Origin of the sequence: Nostoc sp., from assembly GCF_036917935.1 — a bacterium.
Taxonomy (GTDB): Bacteria; Cyanobacteriota; Cyanobacteriia; order Cyanobacteriales; family Nostocaceae; genus Nostoc.
In genome coordinates, this window is the sequence record NZ_JBALEL010000015.1 from 1 (window position 1) to 18,489 (window position 18,489).

The 18,489-nt window shown below is 42.3% G+C and carries 12 protein-coding genes and 2 pseudogenes; 9 read left to right on the forward strand and 5 right to left on the reverse strand.

The window, feature by feature from the left end:
- Window positions 1–153: 153 nt before the first annotated feature.
- From nagA to V7K62_RS06765, 4 genes are all read left to right on the forward strand, one after another.
- On the forward strand, window positions 154–1,317 hold the full coding sequence (nagA, locus tag V7K62_RS06750; RefSeq protein ID WP_334862948.1) for an N-acetylglucosamine-6-phosphate deacetylase: 1,164 nt from the start codon (window positions 154–156) through the stop codon (window positions 1,315–1,317).
- A gap of 169 nt (window positions 1,318–1,486) precedes the next feature.
- Entirely contained in the window at window positions 1,487–2,173 is a 687-nt protein-coding gene (gene bchM / locus V7K62_RS06755) for a magnesium protoporphyrin IX methyltransferase (RefSeq protein ID WP_334862950.1), read from the forward strand.
- A 276-nt stretch (window positions 2,174–2,449) separates the two neighbouring features.
- The gene (locus tag V7K62_RS06760) at window positions 2,450–2,938 is read left to right on the forward strand and encodes a hypothetical protein (protein WP_334862952.1); all 489 of its coding nucleotides are present in this window, start codon (window positions 2,450–2,452) and stop codon (window positions 2,936–2,938) included.
- A gap of 64 nt (window positions 2,939–3,002) precedes the next feature.
- On the forward strand, window positions 3,003–3,383 hold the full coding sequence (locus V7K62_RS06765) for a DUF423 domain-containing protein (protein ID WP_334863061.1): 381 nt from the start codon (window positions 3,003–3,005) through the stop codon (window positions 3,381–3,383).
- Between the two features lie 394 nt (window positions 3,384–3,777).
- Here V7K62_RS06765 and V7K62_RS06770 read toward each other — a convergent pair whose 3' ends face one another.
- Window positions 3,778–4,548: a nucleotidyltransferase domain-containing protein gene (locus V7K62_RS06770; protein ID WP_334862954.1), complete on the reverse strand. Its 771-nt coding sequence runs from the start codon at window positions 4,546–4,548 to the stop codon at window positions 3,778–3,780.
- 1 nt (window position 4,549) lies between these two features.
- Between V7K62_RS06770 and egtC the strand changes: the two genes are divergently transcribed.
- On the forward strand, window positions 4,550–5,338 hold the full coding sequence (gene egtC, locus V7K62_RS06775) for an ergothioneine biosynthesis protein EgtC (protein WP_334862956.1): 789 nt from the start codon (window positions 4,550–4,552) through the stop codon (window positions 5,336–5,338).
- 347 nt (window positions 5,339–5,685) lie between these two features.
- Window positions 5,686–6,720, forward strand: a complete 1,035-nt coding sequence (egtD, locus tag V7K62_RS06780; RefSeq protein WP_334862958.1) for an L-histidine N(alpha)-methyltransferase — start codon at window positions 5,686–5,688, stop codon at window positions 6,718–6,720.
- A 218-nt stretch (window positions 6,721–6,938) separates the two neighbouring features.
- Here egtD and V7K62_RS06785 read toward each other — a convergent pair whose 3' ends face one another.
- From V7K62_RS06785 to V7K62_RS06795, 3 genes and pseudogenes are all read right to left on the reverse strand, one after another.
- Window positions 6,939–8,186, reverse strand: a complete 1,248-nt coding sequence (locus V7K62_RS06785) for a bifunctional sterol desaturase/short chain dehydrogenase (RefSeq protein ID WP_334862960.1) — start codon at window positions 8,184–8,186, stop codon at window positions 6,939–6,941.
- Window positions 8,187–8,387: 201 nt separating this feature from the next.
- Window positions 8,388–11,663 (reverse strand): annotated as a pseudogene (locus V7K62_RS06790) (efflux RND transporter permease subunit).
- 96 nt (window positions 11,664–11,759) lie between these two features.
- Window positions 11,760–12,599, reverse strand: coding sequence for an efflux RND transporter periplasmic adaptor subunit (locus V7K62_RS06795; protein ID WP_334862962.1), 840 nt, complete (start codon window positions 12,597–12,599; stop codon window positions 11,760–11,762).
- A gap of 86 nt (window positions 12,600–12,685) precedes the next feature.
- On the opposite strand from V7K62_RS06795, the gene V7K62_RS06800 reads away from it, so the two are divergent.
- The 3 genes and pseudogenes from V7K62_RS06800 to V7K62_RS06810 all read left to right on the forward strand — a co-directional run.
- Window positions 12,686–12,823, forward strand: coding sequence for a hypothetical protein (locus tag V7K62_RS06800; protein WP_334862964.1), 138 nt, complete (start codon window positions 12,686–12,688; stop codon window positions 12,821–12,823).
- A gap of 758 nt (window positions 12,824–13,581) precedes the next feature.
- Complete coding sequence (locus V7K62_RS06805) at window positions 13,582–17,331, forward strand: beta strand repeat-containing protein (protein WP_334862966.1); 3,750 nt, start codon at window positions 13,582–13,584, stop codon at window positions 17,329–17,331.
- A gap of 94 nt (window positions 17,332–17,425) precedes the next feature.
- Window positions 17,426–17,605, forward strand: a pseudogene (locus tag V7K62_RS06810) (cytochrome P450); the annotation flags it as partial.
- A gap of 231 nt (window positions 17,606–17,836) precedes the next feature.
- Here V7K62_RS06810 and V7K62_RS06815 read toward each other — a convergent pair.
- Window positions 17,837–18,484 (reverse strand): HesA/MoeB/ThiF family protein, encoded by a 648-nt coding sequence (locus V7K62_RS06815; RefSeq protein WP_334862968.1) that lies wholly within the window; start codon window positions 18,482–18,484, stop codon window positions 17,837–17,839.
- Between the last annotated feature and the right edge of the window lie 5 nt (window positions 18,485–18,489).

An 18,489-nucleotide genomic window follows, 5' to 3' on the forward strand; every position in this document is an offset into this window, starting at 1 on the left:
GATTTTGGATTTTGGATTTTGGATTTTGGATTTTGGATTTTGGATTTTGGATTTTGGATTTTGGATTTTGGATTTTGGATTTTGGATTTTGGATTAATCGCCGATTCTTTCATCTAAAATCGGATGAGATTTAGGTATCTTCTCGCCAGTGTGATGACTCAAGCAACAAAAAATCCTGTAGATATTATCAATGCTAGAGTACCAGGGTACAAAGATTTGCAGATGCTCTTGGTTAATCAAGAGGGCATAATTGAGCAAATCTTGCCAATGGCTACAGTGGGGGCAGACAGACGTGCATCCGTAATAGATGTAGCTGGCGACTGGATTTCATTGGGTGGCGTTGATTTGCAAATTAACGGTGCGTTGGGTTTAGCATTTCCTGATTTGACGGCTGAAAATGCTCATAAGCTCCAGAAAATAACGCAATTTTTGTGGGATGTCGGGGTAGATGGATTTTTACCGACACTTGTGACAACTTCAGTAGAAAAGATTCAGCGATCGCTTGCTGTTATTGCTGATATTATCCCCAGTCAACAAGCAGGTGCCAAGATTCTCGGAGTACATCTAGAAGGGCCATTTTTGAATTACCAAAAGCGCGGCGCACACCCAGCAGAGTACTTGTTACCCTTAACAATTGATCGGGTAAAGCGGGTTTTGGGTGATTATGCCCACATTGTAAAAGTCATCACCTTAGCGCCGGAATTAGATGCCACTGACGAAGTAATTCCATATTTGCGTTCTTTGGGAATTATCGTTAGTTTAGGACATTCTCAGGCAACATCAGCCCAAGCGCAACGTGCTTTTGAACTCGGTGCAACGATGGTAACTCATGCCTTCAATGCCATGCCACCATTGCATCACCGCGAACCAGGATTATTAGGGGCAGCAATTACCTATCCTAATGTGATGTGTGGTTTTATTGCTGATGGTGAACACGTTTCGCCCACGATGCTGCAAATTTTACTTCGCGCTAGCTATCAAGAAAAAGGGCTGTTCCTCGTCAGCGATGCCCTTTCACCTCTGGGGCTACCCGATGGCATGTATCCTTGGGACAGTCGGCAAATTGAAGTTAAAAACGGTACAGCAAGACTGGCCGATGGCACCTTATCGGGGACGACTTTACCCTTATTAGTGGGAGTGCAGAATTTGGTGAACTGGGGGATTTGTGACGTGGAGACTGCGATTTTACTAGCTACGGATGCACCTAGACAAGCGATTGGTTTGCCAGGAATTGCCAAGAGTCAAGCCGCTAATTTATTGCGCTGCCATTGGGATGAAATGACAAAAGAACTAACTTGGCAACGATTATTGGGCTAAATTTCGCGTCAAAGTAAAATCGTTAATATACTCAGTAAAAATGTACATTTCTGTTAAACGTGGGTGTCTGTTTGCTTATCGTATTATCTGGAAAAATCTGGAAGACCGCTCTTATGGGTTCCTATCAATGATAATTTTAAGCATTGGGAACCCCTAAAAATCAAAGTTTATGAACGTAGCCGACGACAAAACGATTGTTCGTGAGTATTTCAATTCCACAGGGTTTGACCGTTGGAAGCGAATCTACGGCGATGGCGAAGTCAACAAAGTCCAATTAGACATCCGCACTGGACACCAGCAAACTGTGGATACAGTTCTCGGTTGGCTGAAGGCTGATAACAATTTACCAGAGCTATCAATTTGTGATGCTGGGTGTGGTGTCGGTAGTCTCAGCATTCCCCTAGCGGTAGATGGTGCGAAAGTCTATGCCACCGATATTTCTGAAAAAATGGTGGAAGAAGGCAAAGATAGAGCCAAGCAAACTTTGGGAAATGCCGAAAATCCCACTTTTGCTGTGCAGGATTTGGAATCATTGAATGGTAGTTACGATACCGTTATTTGCTTAGATGTTCTCATCCACTACCCCCAAGAAAAAGCCGATGAGATGATATCTCACCTCTGTTCTTTGGCACAGTCGCGGATAATTCTCAGTTTTGCGCCGAAGACCTGCGCCCTGAGTATACTTAAGAAAATTGGCAGTTTCTTTCCTGGGCCAAGTAAAGCCACTCGTGCATATTTGCATCGTGAGGCTGATGTGGTGCGAATCTTGGAAAGTAATGGCTTTTCTTTGCAACGACGCGCAATGACGAAAACTCGCTTCTATTTTTCTCGCCTACTGGAAGCTACACGCAACTAAGGTTAAAATCGCAGCAAGAAAAAGACTATACCTTTGCTGCGATTTGACAATCTCAAAGGTTAACATTCATAAAGCAAGCTAGGCAGAAAAGTCTTGTACAAAAGCTAAAAAACTGTCGCTGGGAATAGATTGATAAGTAGATGGACAAAAATATTTACAGTCATTGCAAACGCTCGCAATGACGTTGTGTAATTAATTCTGTTTCACTACTTATATTGGAACCTTTGTGAAAGTAAGGTTAAAATCGCAAGCAAAGTGTAAATTTGAAGTGAAACTATGAAAACTGCTGAAAAATTAGCTGCCGGTTGGCTACTGACACTAGGATTCATGTTTGTAATGTTATCAGCAGCAGCCGTATTTAATAGAACGACTATGGAAAAATCAATCACGCTACCCTTAGCTTGGGATGGCTCGATTGAGTTCTCACCAGCAACAGAGACGCCTGTAATTGATAATACTGCGGTAGAACATCTAATTTTTGGTATTCCTACCCTAACACTGGGCACGTGGTTAGCATTGGGATTGTACCGTCAAAGTCGGCAGGAGAAAAAGGCGATTAATCAACAAGTTAGCGATCGCCTGCAATCGATTTTTTATGAGATGCTACAAGAAAATCACGGGCGCGTAACTGTTTTGGGCTTTGCCATGCAGTCACAACTACCCGCAGCCCACGCCAGACAATATTTAGATGAAAAAGCTAAAGAATTCAATGCAAACTTTAAGGTGAATGAAGAAGGGGCTGTATCATATCATTTTGATGTCTAATTGTCATTTGTTATTCACCAATGACCAATGACCAATGACAATCTTCAACTTACGGCTAGGTCTAATGACGCAGATTTTTTTGAGCGTAGCTGCCATTTTAGGCGGTTTGTCAGTTGCTGCTGGTGCTTTTGCTTCTCATGCGTTGCGCGAAAAGATTAGTGAGCGATCCCTAGAAATTTTTGAAACTGGCGCTCGTTACCAAATGTATCATGCTTTAGCACTTTTCTTAGTAGCCATACTAATTAGTCGTACCGAGTCTCCTCAACCCACTCTTATCGCCAGTGGATGGCTGTTTATCATTGGCATAGCTATTTTCTCAGGTAGCTTTTACGCCCTTAGTTTAACCGGTATTAAATCCTTGGGAGCGATCGCACCACTAGGCGGTGCAGCCTTTCTTGCTGGTTGGGGTACTTTAGCTTTTGCCGCTTGGAATTTGAAGTTGTAAAAAAGTTAGGAGTTAAGAGTTTCTAACTCTTAACTCCATTTTTTAGAAGCTCATTTACCTGCTTTTGACAGCATATTTTAATACAAGTACCCTATAGTAGATTGAGCGTTGTAATGCCCAACCTATAAACTACAAATGACAAACTCAATTCCTTACTTTTTAAGTAGGGAAAGTGATTATTACGTATGTACAAAAACTAATAAGGCAACAAAAATATTCTCCAACAAATAAGATTGACAAATTCATCAATCATAACTTGAGTAAGTAAGAGAGTTTGTAATTATTTGACCTATTGAAAAATAAATAAACTAGTATCGTTATCTATAGGTAACGCCGGATTTAAAATTCCCAAATCTATCTTTTTTAAAAAAGCTAGGAGTGCGGAGTTAAAAGCCTATAATTCATAGCTCCTTGCTCTCAAGCGTATCAACAAATTATCCAACGCGGCATTCGCTGAAGGGGCTTCAGGTAATGCACTAGATTGATATGCCTCCTGTAACTTATTATGCAGACTTTCATATTCTCTTTGATGAAAATCTACATTAATATCTGAAATATCTGACAAAATAGACCTTTCTGTACCTGCTAATTTTTGGGCGATTAAATCAGGAATATATGGTAAATTAAAAACCTCATTGAGCTTAATTAAATTAGACTCAACTACTCCTGTTTGCATCAGATAAATTCCAGTTAATAGGACTCGATAAACATAAAGTAATGGCTTGATTCGATACGTATGCTCTTTCTCAAAAACTTTCCATTGGGTTGCAGCAAAACCAATATAATGGTAGCTATGATGACGGGTAATACAACTTCTAGCAATAATTTTCAATTCCTCATGTTCAGGTGAAGTTATTAATATTAAAGGAGAATACAGTTGTTCTAACACATAACCATTCTTTTTAAGTAGCATCAAAAAGAATTTTTTGACATCATGAGTTACTAAATCAATTTCTAAAGATTCGCGAAGTTCTGAAACTTCAATAGTTTCATTTCTAGTCTCTAATCCCACTACTTCTTGAACTGGTAAAATATGCACACCACGCAAGTCATAATCGGAATCAGGTGAGGGAAAGCCATATAAGTGGGAACCACTGATAATGGTGAATAAAAACGGGTAAGGCTGTTGCCCAATAATTGTGTTAATAGAAGTTGGAATATTCATAATGTGCCGTTTACTTGCTTACCTCGGTTCGCCTATTTCATTAGAACATCTTCTGTATAAACCAGAACACTCACTCATAGTCCAGAGTTATCAACCCCGCGAAATGATCTCTGGAGTGGTAAATGCAGATGGCTTTGGTGTGGGTTGGTATCATAATCAAAAAGATACTGACCCTTTTATCTACAAAAATACCCTACCTATTTGGAATGACATAAATCTACCTAGTCTCAGCCGTTACGTTGAATCAAAGTGTGTACTTGCTTATGTCCGCAGTGCTACATCAGGACAAGCCGTAGATTTTGCTAATTGTCAGCCTTTTAACCATCAACAACAGCTATTTATTCACAATGGACGAATTGAGAATTTCCGCAAAACATTACACAGAAAAATCCGCAGCACTTTAACCCAAGAATTTTACGAAAAAATTAATGGCAGTACTGACTCCGAACACATTTTTGCATTGTTACTTTCACAAAGTCAAATTAACAAACATCGACCTCCAGAATATGCTTTACGCTCGACATTATTAACGCTTTTAGAGATGGCAAAACGCTATCAAGTAGAAGCCTCACTCAATATAATCTTTAGTGACGGACATCGCCTGATAGCTTCTCGTTTTTCTACCACTTCACCGCCTCCATCTCTTTACTGGATACGAGATGATCTGACTTTCCCCAATTCCGTAATTATTGCATCTGAACCTCTATTTATAGGTAATTGGATTGCTTGCCCAGAAAATAGCATCATTAGTGTGGGAGCAGACTGTGAGATCCAAATTGAGCAAATCTAGTGTAAAAGAGGTTATTTCTCAAGCCTTCGATGAATGTCGCTGGAAAACTTTTGCACTATTCCAGGATATGGACAAAGCCACATTCTCAAGTCAGCCTCATCCTGACTTGAGCCGCTGTTGGCTGACACTTGGGGCATATTGCCTATATCAAGTCTTTATGGCTGCGAGAACATAGCACTTAGGCGCTTACTTGCGATCATTTTAATGGAAAAATGCCGAAAAATAGCTTTAAAGCTTGAGCTATATTGCTCAGGCATGATTTTATTAGCTATGGCTATGTGTTTCACTAATTGGAGTAAAGGTGTGCTGTCAAAGCTTACCTATTACGCCAAGCAAACGGAGGTTTAATGTCGATATCTAAAGCTGTTAACAGCAATGTTACTTCTCAAAGCAGCGTTTTTCAACGCTTGCAGATAGAGCGTTTGGTAGGAGTAACTCAAATAGTTGCACCTACTGCTGGGAGTGATGTGGTTAAGGGATTAACTCAAACACCTAAATCTCTACCCCCTTGTTACTTTTATGATGACCGTGGTTCTGATCTGTTTGAGCAAATCTGTGATTTACCAGAATATTATCTCACACGCACAGAAACAACGATTTTACAGCAGTATGCTGGCGAAATTGCCAAGATAACTGGCGCTTGTGAATTGGTAGAACTTGGCAGTGGCAGTTCTAGCAAAACCCGCATTTTACTAGATGCCTACCAGCAGCTAGGCTATCCCCTGCACTACCTACCAATTGATGTGTGTGCAGGTATGTTGGAAAGTAGTGCCAAGCAGTTATTAGGAGATTATCCCTTATTGCAAGTTTATGCACTAGCGGGAACCTATGAATTAGCCCTTGCACAACTCCTACCGACGCAATTACCCAGTCGGATGATTTGTTTTATTGGTAGCACTTTAGGTAATCTTACACCTGATGAGTGTGATATATTCTTCTCTCAAATTACAAATGCTCTACAAGTAGGTGAGTATTTATTGTTGGGGATAGATTTACGAAAGCCAAAACAGATTTTGGAACCAGCTTATAACGACAGCCAAGGAGTGACGGCAGCATTTAACCTCAATATGCTAGAACATTTAAATCAGCGGTTTGAGGGGAATTTCGACACTACGCAGTTTGAACACTGGGCGTTTTACAATCAAAGTGAGCATCAAATAGAAATGCATTTACGCAGCTTGCGATCGCAAATTGTAGAATTACGCGCTCTTAATCTCAAGCTTAATTTTGCACTAGGTGAGACTATCCTCACTGAAATTTCCCGCAAATTTGACCTTAATACCATCAAACAGCAACTAACCACACAAGGTTTATTACCTCTTCGGATGTGGACAGATCCAAATCAATGGTTTGGTTTACTACTCTGTCAGCTGCAAGCATAAAGCAAATCAGAGTATGTCTCACATATATAGCGGTTCTCAGTTGAGTCCAATATAGACTTAATAAATAACCCTTCCCTACAAGTGTTGGGGAGTAACACTCAAAGCCTCTCTCCTTTTAGGAGAGAGGTTTTCCAGATAAGAGTGACAAGTCAGGTAGGTTCTCAAGTCTAAAATCCTAAACTATTTGAACTAGAAACTGGGTTATCACCCGGAAATTATTAACTTTTCGCTGTCCGGCTAAAAAGTCGATAGTATAGCGAGGTACTAGTTTCCTTTAAGGGAAACAGCAGATAGGTGAGAGGATTTATTGCCACAATAATATTTCGGAAGTCGCGCCGTGCCAAAAATAAGATGGCACGAGCAACTTGCTGTGCAGACATCACTCCATAAGGATTCAGTTGACTCTTAAATGGGCCAAGAATTAACTTGCGAATTACACAATCTCTATCCAAACGCTTGAGGGTAACAATATCACCTAGCGATCGCTTACTAAGTTCATAAAGCGGACTCAGTGCTGGAGAAACCTCAGCCTCAGAAGTGTTTACCCAGATTTCCTTGGTTGCTTTTGCTTGTGGCCCTGTTACAGTTGTCGAAAATATATCCATCAACCGCAATGCTGAAAAGGTATTCACCTCATAAGAGGAGTTGATGGCCTCTGGTGTGCGCTTGGTGTAGACATTGATTCCGTGGTTGATAATTAAAATATCTACTTTCTCTAAACTATGCTTCAGATTGGCTTCATTGCCCAACTCCCAAGGAACCACCTTCACCCCAACTTGCTCGACTAATTTTTCTGGATTAGTGGTTAATGCCACGACTTTAGCATTCTTCTTTACAAGTTCAGCCGCTAATGCTTGCCCCAACGCACCTGATGCTCCGGTTAAAGCGATGGTTTTACCCTTGAGAGACAGTCCTGTGCCCAGAATTTTATCCACTAGGGGAAAGACACCACTGTAGTAAGCATTGACATCATCAAAATGATGCCGCCAATGGTAAGACCGATTCACCCACCAAATGGATGGAATTGTTTCTAAAGGGCCGGGTAGGTGGTTGTAATCTGTATCAATTTTTCCCTGGAAATATCGCACAGACGCACCATACAAAAAGGTGCAAGCATAAGCTACTCCCAGCCATAACCCCTTATGTTGGACAATTAAGGCAATGACTACCAATATCACCAGCAGTAGACTCGATTCTAAAATGTCGTGATAGAGCTGAGATTCTTGATAAACTTTCAGGGAAACTATCGATAAATCGCGGCGATAGGCTGTATGGTGCTTGTTGTGCCATTTCGCAAGCCAATTGACTTGGTGACACAAAGCATGGTAACTGTCTCTCAAGACCTCAGCGAGTAAAAGTGAGAAGAGTCCCCAACTAGCAAACTGTAAGCTAGCATTTAGCCAAACCCAATTAATTTGTAATCTTGCCTCAATTCCCATCAAGTTTTCAGCTAGGATTTTTATCATGTTTGTCTATACTCGTTTTGCTTAATCATTCTTCATGATAAAGGTGCGTTAAGGTCGAGTCTAAAGCAAATTAAAATCAAAGGGAATGGAGAGTGAGGAAGACACCTCAACCGAACCAACCTAGCTAACGGCGAGTCTGTGAATGTAGAATCCCCCGACTGAACAAATAACGCTTGGTTCATTTGTTCAGTCGGGGAAGTGTCAAATTGACTGTTTGCGCCAACTGCGTTTTTTGAGCTTTGTTTGCCAAGACTCCATGTAGGTGTAGAAAACGGGCGTCAAATAAAGTGTGAGAAACTGCGAGAACACTAATCCTCCAACTACTGCTAAACCAAGGGGGCGGCGTGTATCTGCTCCGGCTCCCAAACCGAGGGCGATGGGCAGTGTACCCATGAGTGCTGCCATTGTCGTCATCATAATTGGGCGAAACCTCACCAAGCAAGCTTCATAGATAGCATCGTAAGGGGTTTTGCCGTTTTGACGGGCAATAATTGCAAAGTCAACCATCATGATCCCGTTTTTCTTCACAATGCCAACTAGCAAGATAATGCCGACGAAGGCGTAAATATTCAAGTCAACTTGAAACAGCAACAGGGTCAGTATTGCTCCAAATCCAGCGGAGGGTAAGCTAGAAAGGATTGTCAGCGGGTGAATGAAGTTCTCGTAGAGAATCCCCAGCACGATATAAATCACTAAGATGGCAACCAGTAGTAGCAATCCTAACCCCTGAATTGAAGATTGAAATGCCTGTGCTGAACCTTGGAAACCTGTACTAATAGTAGGTGGTAGGGTTTGACGCGCGAGTTGCTCAATTTTCCCAGTGACGTTACCGAGTGAAACTCCTGGCTTAAGATTAAAGGAGAAGGTGACAGATGCTAGCTGGCCTTTGTGGTTGATGGTCAAGGGGCCCACATCTTTGCTCAAGGTTGCTACAGCGTTGAGAGGTACAAGTTGTCCACTAGGGGCACGAACTGAGAGTAAATCTAGAGCATTGGCATTTTGCTGATATTTTGGTTCCACGCCCATAATTACTTGGTACTGGCTATCGGGGGCGTAGATGGTGGAAACTTGGCGAGTACCATAAGCATTACTCAGAGCAGTTTCGATCTGATTGGCGGTCAAACCTAGAGCCGAAGCTTGGTCACGGTTGATGTCTACTTTGACTTGGGGATTCTTGATTTGCAAATCGCTGTTGACATCTTGTAAATCTGAGAGCGATGTCTTCGACGGGCTAAACCTACGCAATTTCTCTTCTAAAGCGGGAGCTTACTGGTAAAGTTCCTGAATATTGGGAGTTTGCAGAGTAAATTGATACTGCGCTTTTGTCTGTTGTCCACCGACATTGATGGCTGGGGGATTTTGTAAGAAAACCTTGATTCCAGGCACAACTGACAACTTTGGTCGGAGTTCCTGCACAACTTCATCAGCACTGAGATGGCGCTCGTGGCGGGGCTTGAGTTCGATTAAAATTCGTCCAGCGTTAGCAGAAGCATTTGGCCCACCAGCCCCGACGCTGGAGTTGATAGAATCGACATTTGGATCGTTGTAAGCGATCGCAGCTACAGCCTGTTGATGTTTTACCATCTCATCAAAGGATATATCCTCTGATGCCTGAGTAGTTGCCGTAATTTGTCCAACATCTGCGTTGGGCACAAACCCTTTAGGCACTATTATAAATAGATAAACTGTTGCTAAAAGAATCGCTCCCGAAATCACCATCGTCGTGCGGTGATACTTGAGTGATTTCTTCAAACTCCAATCGTATCCGCCCAAAATCACATTAAAGATGTTTTCTGAAAAATTGTAGAGACGACGGTTGAAATTTTGGATTTTGGATTTTAGATTTTGGATTTTGGATTTGGGATTGAGAATTTCTCCCTCATCTTCCCCTGCTTCCCCTGCTTCCTCTACTCCCTCAAGTTCTTCACTCTCTTGCTGATGATGAGGTGGACTCAAGAATCTGGAACACAGCATTGGCGTCAAGCTGAGAGAAATTACGCCAGAAACCAAGATTGCAACGCTGATAGTAACGGCAAACTCACGGAACAGTCGCCCCAGAATGCCTTCCATGAAAAGTATCGGGATAAATACTGCTACTAAGGAAATGGTCATAGATAAAATGGTGAAGCCAATTTCTCTAGAACCATTTAGGGCTGCTTCCATACGGCTTTCACCCATTTCCATGTGGCGGACAATATTCTCCAGCATGACTACGGCATCATCTACCACGAAACCTACTGAAAGGGTCAACGCCATCAGCGATAGGTTATCGAGGGAGAAGCCCAGTAGCACCATGACCCCAAAAGTCGCTACTATCGAAAGCGGTACTGCCAAACTGGGAATGACTGTAGCAGAGATATTGCGAAGAAATAGAAATATTACTAGCACCACCAGGGCGATGGTGAGCAACAGCGTGAATTGTACATCATCCACCGACTCACGAATTGACTGGGAGCGATCGTAGAGAATATCCATGTTCACAGCCGCCGGAATCTGTGTACGGAAGGTGGGTAGCAGTTTCTTGATTGCATCCACTACTTGAACAGTATTAGTTCCCGGTTGGCGCTGAATTGCCAGAACGATCGCCCGCACGCCAGAATTTGGGATTGAGGATTTTTCCTCTACTCCTTTACTCTCTTTCTTGACAGGAAAATACCAACTCGCAATCTTATCATTTTCCACGCTGTCCAGAACTTGACCCAGTTCTCCTAACTGCACTGGTGCGCCGTTTTGATAAGCTACATTTAGGGAGCGATAGCTGGCGGCATCATTGAGTTGACCGTTTGCTTGAATTGTAGAATTCTGCTGCTTACCGTAAAGTGTCCCGGTAGGTAGATTGACATTTCCATTTGCGATCGCATCAGCTACTTCATCAATTCCTATTCCCTTTACACTCAGTGATTCGGGGTCAAGCTGAATTCGTACCGCGTACTTTTGAGAACCAAAAATCTGCACTTGCGCCACCCCATCTACCATTGATAGACGTTGTGCCAGCAATGTTTCAGCATACTTGTCTACAGTTGACAGGGGCAGAATAGACGAATTGAGGGAGATATAGAGAACTGGCTGATCCGCCGGATTTACCTTTCGGTAAGATGGGGGATTAGGCATATTAGTTGGTAACTGCTTCGCTCCCTTAGAAATAGCAGACTGCACATCCTGGGCTGCGCCATCGATATCCCGATTTAGGTCAAATTGCAGCGTCAGCTGTGTGGTACCCAAAGAACTGGTAGAGTTCATCGAACTCAATCCCGCGATGCTAGAAAACTGCTGCTCTAAGGGGGTTGCAACTGAGGCAGCCATCGTTTCTGGGCTAGCTCCGGGTAGGTTAGCTGTTACCTGGAGTGTTGGATAATCCACATTGGGCAGATCGCTAACGGGTAGCTGTTGGTAACTGAGCAGCCCAAATATCAAAATGCCAACCATAACTAGGGTTGTCATGATTGGACGCCGGATAAATAGCTCGGAAATGTTCATCGCCTTCCCTTGAATGAGTTCTGAGTGCTGTTAGCGGTAGCGGATAGCTAGGGTTTCGCCCGTGCTGAGTTAAAAATTAGAAATTTTTCCCACTCCCTACTCCCTACTCCCCACTCCCCCTGTGCTTCCTACTTCCGGTTTAACCTCGACTGTGGCACCAGCCACTAGGTTGAATTGTCCATCAGTGACTACTTGTTCACCTGGTTTCAACCCTTGCTTAATCACCGTTTCGTTCTCAACGATGTCGCCGACGGTAATTAAACGCATTTCTGCTGTTTTGTCAGGTTTGACTACATACACAAACTGCCCTTTTTGTCCACTCTGTACCGCCTGAGAAGGCACAGTAATCGCATTTGGTTCTTCGCTCAGTTTGAGTACTACATTCACAAACTGCCCTGGAAACAGGCGTTCGTCAGCGTTGGCAAAAGTACCCTTAAGTTGAATAGTGCCTGTTTGGGTATTGACTCCACTATCGACAAAAGTGAGTTCGCCTCGTACCGGATGCCCTGCATCTTTAGGAGGTAAAGCATCGACTTTTAACTTGCCGTTATTAGCACTGTATTTTTTGATGTCTGGCAGCAGTCGCTGGGGAATGGAAAAGTTGACGTAAATCGGGCGAATTTGGCTGATTGTAATTAGCGGATCATCGCTATTCGCCTGTACCAAATTACCTTGATTTAGCTTCAGGCTACTTGTACGTCCGGCAATTGGTGCGTAGATGGAACTGTAAGAAAGCTGAACTTTGGCATTGTCGATCGCAGCTTCATCTGATGCTACTGCTGCCTGAGCATTTTGGACATCTGCTTGGGCTGCCGCCACCCCTGCCTGAGCATTCGCCACTCCGCCTTGATCTGCGTTCACCGTCGCCTGTTGAGCATCAGCACTGGTTTGATACTGTTCCGCCTGTTCTTTACTGATTGCCCCTTGCTTGAGCAAACAACCATATTGCTATAGCAAGGGCGATGTCTAGGGTGTTTGTGTTTCTTACGTAACCAAAAGAAAAGTGTGAAATCAACCCAGCCATGAGATCCATTAACACCGCACTCAAGGATTGGAGAATTTTTGAGAACAAAGGTCATGTGATTGATCTGTTCTTTGGAGGCAGAAGCAGTAATGTCTGCGATCGCAAATTTCTTGGTTACAAACGCTATAGCAATTAGTAATAGCCTTTAGCAAGAGGAAAAGACGACACATTAATAGCGCATAAATCAAAATATTTTTACGTAAATTTATCAGTAAATAATGTGAAGAATATGCAAAGATGTGTCTGGAAGCAAAGACATCTAAGTAAATACGGTAGTATATGGTCAGTGTTGGGTTCTTGAGATGTCTGTATTCTCAAATTAAACATTTACGCATAATTGCCCATAAGGAGGGTATAAAAGTATATTTACCAAGCCAGAGTTAACTCTTGACTATTTTCTCTTCTAGTAGGATTTAGGCACTGGCAAAAAACTAAATATAAAGGCTGGATTTTTGATGCTTGTTCACTGAGTTCTAATGGACAAAGATAATTTATTTAGCCTGTAATGACTGATTATTCGGAATTTTCAATACAGACGCTGATGAATTTGTACAATGCTTAAAACTTAGATAGTAAGAGAAATCAAAATCAGTGCTACTACAAGCCATTCTTTAATGGCTGAATTTTCGAGAAATAGTAATATTTCCCAAAGGTGACGGAGAAAAGTATGCCGACAACATCAAATTTTGGGGGGCGTTTCTGCCTGAAAACAGCACTAACGCGACTTAAACATTTTTGAGGCAGAAACAAGGCTGAAACCCATGCAAGGCAAGGAAAATACATATCCGCATATAGCTTTTAGGCTCTTTTCTGGCTACTTTTTGTTTAAGTCCCACTAACAGCTCCCTTCAAAACTGAAATTACTAAAAAAATCGATTGAGGTAGGTAAAAATTATGGCAAATATCATTGGAACGAAGGGTAACGATACCCTATTCGGCAGTAGCGACATCTTGACTGGTGGAGGTGGTAACGACATTTACGACTCCAGCGAGTATAGTACTTATACTATCACCGATTTTGGTGGAGTAGGTAAAGGTGTAAACCCCTCAGCAGCAGTCATTGCCGAAGTAGACACCCTAAATTTCGCTTATGGCTTAACTGCTCGAAATCTAGTGCTAACCCAGAATGGCAGCAATCTAGAAATCACTTTCTTGAAAGCAGAGGATAGTCCCAAAGTCATTCTGCAAAACTTTGCTTTAGAAAACCTGGATAACCTAAGCTTATCTACAGGAGCAACTGTCAACTCGGGCAATATCCTGTTTTCTGGGCAAACTACCATTACAGACAGCTTTGATGTGTTCAATGCCAACTCCACTCAAAGTACTATCTTCAATAAGAATACAATCACTTTCCTTAACGACCTGAACAATAATGTTAACGGCTTTGATAACTCAGATGATGTCATCAATGGTCAGGGGGGTGATGATCTTATTGATGGCAAAAGTGGCAATGATTTACTGCGGGGTGGTGCAGGTAATAATACTTTGATTGGTGGTGTGGGCAATGATGCCTTGGATGTTGAATATTCAACAGGCCAGAACATCCTCAACGGTGGCAGTGGTGACGATTACTTGAATGCTGGGGCTTCATCAGGTAATAACCTGCTATCAGGTGGCGATGGCAATGATACTCTCTCCACCTCTTACGTTTCTAAAAACCGTTATATTTATACAGCCTCATCAGGCAATAACACCCTCAACGGTGGCGCTGGTGAAGATTACTTGGATGCTAAGTCTCCAAAAGGCAATAACCTGCTATCAGGTGGCGATGGCAATGATACTCTCTCCACTTCTGGTGTTTTTACTTATAGAGCAGATCCTAATTTTATCTCATCAGGCAATAACACCCTCAACGGTGGCGCTGGTAACGATTACTTGATGGCTGAGGGTTCATCAGGCAATAACCTGCTATCTGGTGGCGATGGCAATGATTATCTTGATATCTCTGGTATTCCCACTTACTACGATCTTATATTATTCTCTTCAGGCAATAATACTCTCAACGGTGGTGCTGGTGACGATACCTTGAGGGCTGAGGATTCAACAGGAAATAACTTCCTCTTTGGGGACGATGGCAATGATTCCTTCTATCTAAATTTAGAGAATCAAACGGTAGATGGGGGTAAGGGTGACGATTTGCTGTCCCTTGATTACAGTTATTACAGCGCTACTACAGCAGGAATTACAACAACTTACAATGCCACTACTAACACTGGCTCAATTAGGTCGGGTACGAATCAGGTTAATTACAAGGATATCGAACAATTAAATATCTCAGGTACAGGTTACAATGACAACATTGTGGGGAACAGTGGCAACGATACGCTCTCCACGGGCTATGCTGGTAATGATACCATAGATGGGGGTGAGGGTGACGATGTACTGTCCGTCAATTACAATGACGTTACAGCGGGAATTACAACGACATTCAATCCTACTACTAACATTGGTTTAATTAAAGCGGGTACGAATCAGGTTAGTTATAAGAATATCGAACGATTAAATATCTCAGGTACAGGTTACAATGACAAAATTGTGGGGAACAGTGGCAACGATACGCTCTCCACGGGCTATGGTGGCAATGATACCATAGATGGGGGTGAGGGTGACGATGTACTGTCCGTCAATTACAACGGTAGTGTGGCGATCGCAACAACTTACAATGCCACTACTAACACTGGCTCAATTAGGTCGGGTACGAATCAGGTTAATTATAAGAATATCGAACGATTAAATATCTTAGGTACAGAATACAATGACAACATTGTGGGGAATAGTGGCAACGATACCCTCTCCGGGGGCGTTGGTAAGGATACTCTAACTGGTGGCGCTGGTAATGATGAATTTGTTTACAACAACGACTATTACTACAGCAAAAATACTGATACTATTACCGATTTCGGTGGTGTGGGTAAAGGCTCAAATGCCTCAGCAACGCTGATTGCCTCCTTAGACACCTTACAATTTACAAGTTATGATTTCACTGCTCAAAATCTGCAATTAACTCAAAATGGCAACAACTTAGAAATCACTTTTGAAAATCTCCCTAATAGCAAAGTCATTCTGCAAAACTTCAAATTAGAAAACCTGGATAATTTGCCAGCAACTTCTTCACGACCTGCTATTGGCAATATCCTCTTTTATGGTCAAACTAGTGTCACTGACAGTTTTGATGTGTTTGATGCAAATTCCACTCAAACGAACCTGTTCAATAAGAACACTGTTACTTTCCTGAATGACCTCGATAACAATATTACAGGTTTTGCCAACTCTAATGATCTCATCAATGGTCAAGGCGGTAATGACATTATCGACGGATTGAGTGGTAATGACATACTCAGAGGTGGTGCAGGCAATGATTCTCTAATTGGCGGTGCAGGCAATGATTCTCTGATTGGCGGTGCAGGCAATAATATCCTTGACGGAGATGCCGGTGACGATATATTGAATGTTAGCGGTTCAATAGGTAATAACACCTTAAAAGGAGGTGCCGATGACGATCGCTTGAGTGCTAACGCTTCAACAGGCGATAATCTGCTCTCTGGGGGTGATGGCAATGATTCTCTTGACATCTCTGGCAGATACTACTCCTCCTCTGACTACTCGGAAGATTCTCGCTCCACAGGTAATAACACCCTACAAGGAGGTGCAGGTAACGATACCTTATATGGTAGCGGTTCAACAGGCGATAATCTGCTCTCTGGGGGCGATGGCAATGATTCTCTTAACATCTCTGGCTACTACAACTACTACTCCTCCTTTTACTACTCCGAAGATTTTCGCAGCACAGGTAATAACACCCTAGAAGGAGGTGCAGGTAACGATACCTTGTCTGGTAGCGGTTCAACAGGCAATAATCTGCTCTCTGGGGGCGATGGCAATGATTATCTTGACATCTCTGGCAGCGACCCTACTCTTTCCATAGTTAATAACACCCTCAACGGTGGCGCTGGTGACGATACCTTAAATGCTATCGATACAAAAGGTAATAACCTCCTTTCTGGGGGTGATGGCAATGATTCCTTCAATTTAGGCATCACATCCTCAGATGGTGTCCCCTCTGATTTAGCGACTCAAACGGTAAATGGGGGTAATGGTAACGATTTATTGTCTATGTCTCTGTATTACAACTCTATTACAAAAGGAATCGCTTCGACTTTTAATGCTACTACTAACACTGGATCGGTTACGGCAGATACGTATCTAGTTAATTACAACAATATCGAAAGATTAAATATCTCAGGTACAGACTACAATGACTTGATTGTGGGGAGCAACGGCAATGATACTCTGACAGGTGGAAAGGGTAATGACAGCCTAATTGGAGGGAATGGGACTGATACCTTTGTTTTTTATAATTACAATGAAGGTGTTGACAATCTTTATGACTTCAACGCTACTAATGACTTGATTCAGATATCAGCTTTTTCTTTTGCTGGCGGGTTATCAATAGGTTCACTTTCAGCTAATCAGTTTACCCTGGGAACATCTGCAACGACAAGCAATCAACGATTTATCTATGACTTTATTACAGGTGGACTGTACTTTGACCAAGATGGTAGTAAATCTGGGTTTAGTCAGGTAAAATTTGCCCAACTTTTGAGTGGATTGTCACTAACCAACAATAATTTTGTTGTTGCTTAATCGAAATTAGCGCTCTGTTGTCATCAACCGCTACGGTTTGCGAAGTGCTATTTTTAGCATCTCGTATTCCATTGCTGAATGCAAGTCATAATGGATAAGCGATCCGATTGAATTTCAGTAAGAATATAGTCAAAAGTATGGAGACATTTTTTCCATGCGGCTGAGTTGACTCGGTTCTTATGTAATTCTTAGCCATCCCCAAGCGATTCAAGAAATTTTCAGTCAAGATTCTAAATTTGACGTTGGTCGTGGGAATAAAATTGCAGAGCCTCTTAATCCAGAAAGTTTTCTCGGACGGCAGTATTCCCCTTGGGAGTACATACCTTTTGGTGGTGGAAGTCGGCGGTGTTTAGCGCTCTTTTATGTCTCTGGTGAGAGATATAAAAGAGCGCTAAGGCGTGTCATCAATTGTGATGTGCAGTCCGTTACCGCAGGTAACTCTTCTTCTTCCTCTGACACGCTCTCGACAGACTGATGGTCAATTTATCATTAAAATCACAAACATCTACGCAATCTCCAAAAACAGAGATTGAACAGTCAGATCCTTCTGGGTGATACTGAAGTTACGCTGTTCTGCTGTGGCAACGAATGAAACGATCGCTTCACACGCCACAGCCACGGTTAACATCACTAGGTTTCGTGCCAACGGATAATCACAGACATCATCATTAACCTCGGAAGGAACGCGATAAAGGTCATTCCAAATCACTTCTGCATAATCAACCGATAGTCCAGCATGAAGACAAGGTACGCTTAACTTTTCAGCATAATCTTTCACTGCTTGACGTGCCACACTATTGTCAAAGACATCAACAATTAACTGGCTGTCTTGGAGTAATTGAGTTGTATTTGCTGGTGTCAACTCCTTTGTCTTAGCATCAACTTTAGTACCAATTGCTCGATATAAATTGTTCGCCAAAATCTTCGCCTTGAACGCTCCCACATCGGAACGGTAGTAAGGCTGAGTCGAAAGATTGCGCTCCTCAATGCGATCGCGATCTATCACTGTAAGTTTATCAAAACCAGACCGAGCTAAGTTTTCAGCTATGTTAGCTCCTAATGCTCCAGCCCCACAAATGGTTACAGGATAATTTTTTAACTTTATCATCACAGCATTGCTGCGGTAAAGCTGTTCGTGAAAAAAGATACTCATAATAA

What these genes read in the sequence shown, in the direction of transcription:
- nagA (WP_334862948.1), top strand. Translation starts at nt 154, where the DNA reads ATGACTCAAGCAACAAAAAATCCTGTAGATATTATCAATGCTAGAGTA.
- bchM (WP_334862950.1), top strand. Translation starts at nt 1,487, where the DNA reads ATGAACGTAGCCGACGACAAAACGATTGTTCGTGAGTATTTCAATTCC.
- V7K62_RS06760 (WP_334862952.1), top strand. Translation starts at nt 2,450, where the DNA reads ATGAAAACTGCTGAAAAATTAGCTGCCGGTTGGCTACTGACACTAGGA.
- V7K62_RS06765 (WP_334863061.1), top strand. Translation starts at nt 3,003, where the DNA reads ATGACGCAGATTTTTTTGAGCGTAGCTGCCATTTTAGGCGGTTTGTCA.
- V7K62_RS06770 (WP_334862954.1), bottom strand. Translation starts at nt 4,548, where the DNA reads ATGAATATTCCAACTTCTATTAACACAATTATTGGGCAACAGCCTTAC.
- egtC (WP_334862956.1), top strand. Translation starts at nt 4,550, where the DNA reads ATGTGCCGTTTACTTGCTTACCTCGGTTCGCCTATTTCATTAGAACAT.
- egtD (WP_334862958.1), top strand. Translation starts at nt 5,686, where the DNA reads ATGTCGATATCTAAAGCTGTTAACAGCAATGTTACTTCTCAAAGCAGC.
- V7K62_RS06785 (WP_334862960.1), bottom strand. Translation starts at nt 8,186, where the DNA reads ATGATAAAAATCCTAGCTGAAAACTTGATGGGAATTGAGGCAAGATTA.
- V7K62_RS06800 (WP_334862964.1), top strand. Translation starts at nt 12,686, where the DNA reads ATGAGATCCATTAACACCGCACTCAAGGATTGGAGAATTTTTGAGAAC.
- V7K62_RS06805 (WP_334862966.1), top strand. Translation starts at nt 13,582, where the DNA reads ATGGCAAATATCATTGGAACGAAGGGTAACGATACCCTATTCGGCAGT.
- V7K62_RS06815 (WP_334862968.1), bottom strand. Translation starts at nt 18,484, where the DNA reads ATGAGTATCTTTTTTCACGAACAGCTTTACCGCAGCAATGCTGTGATG.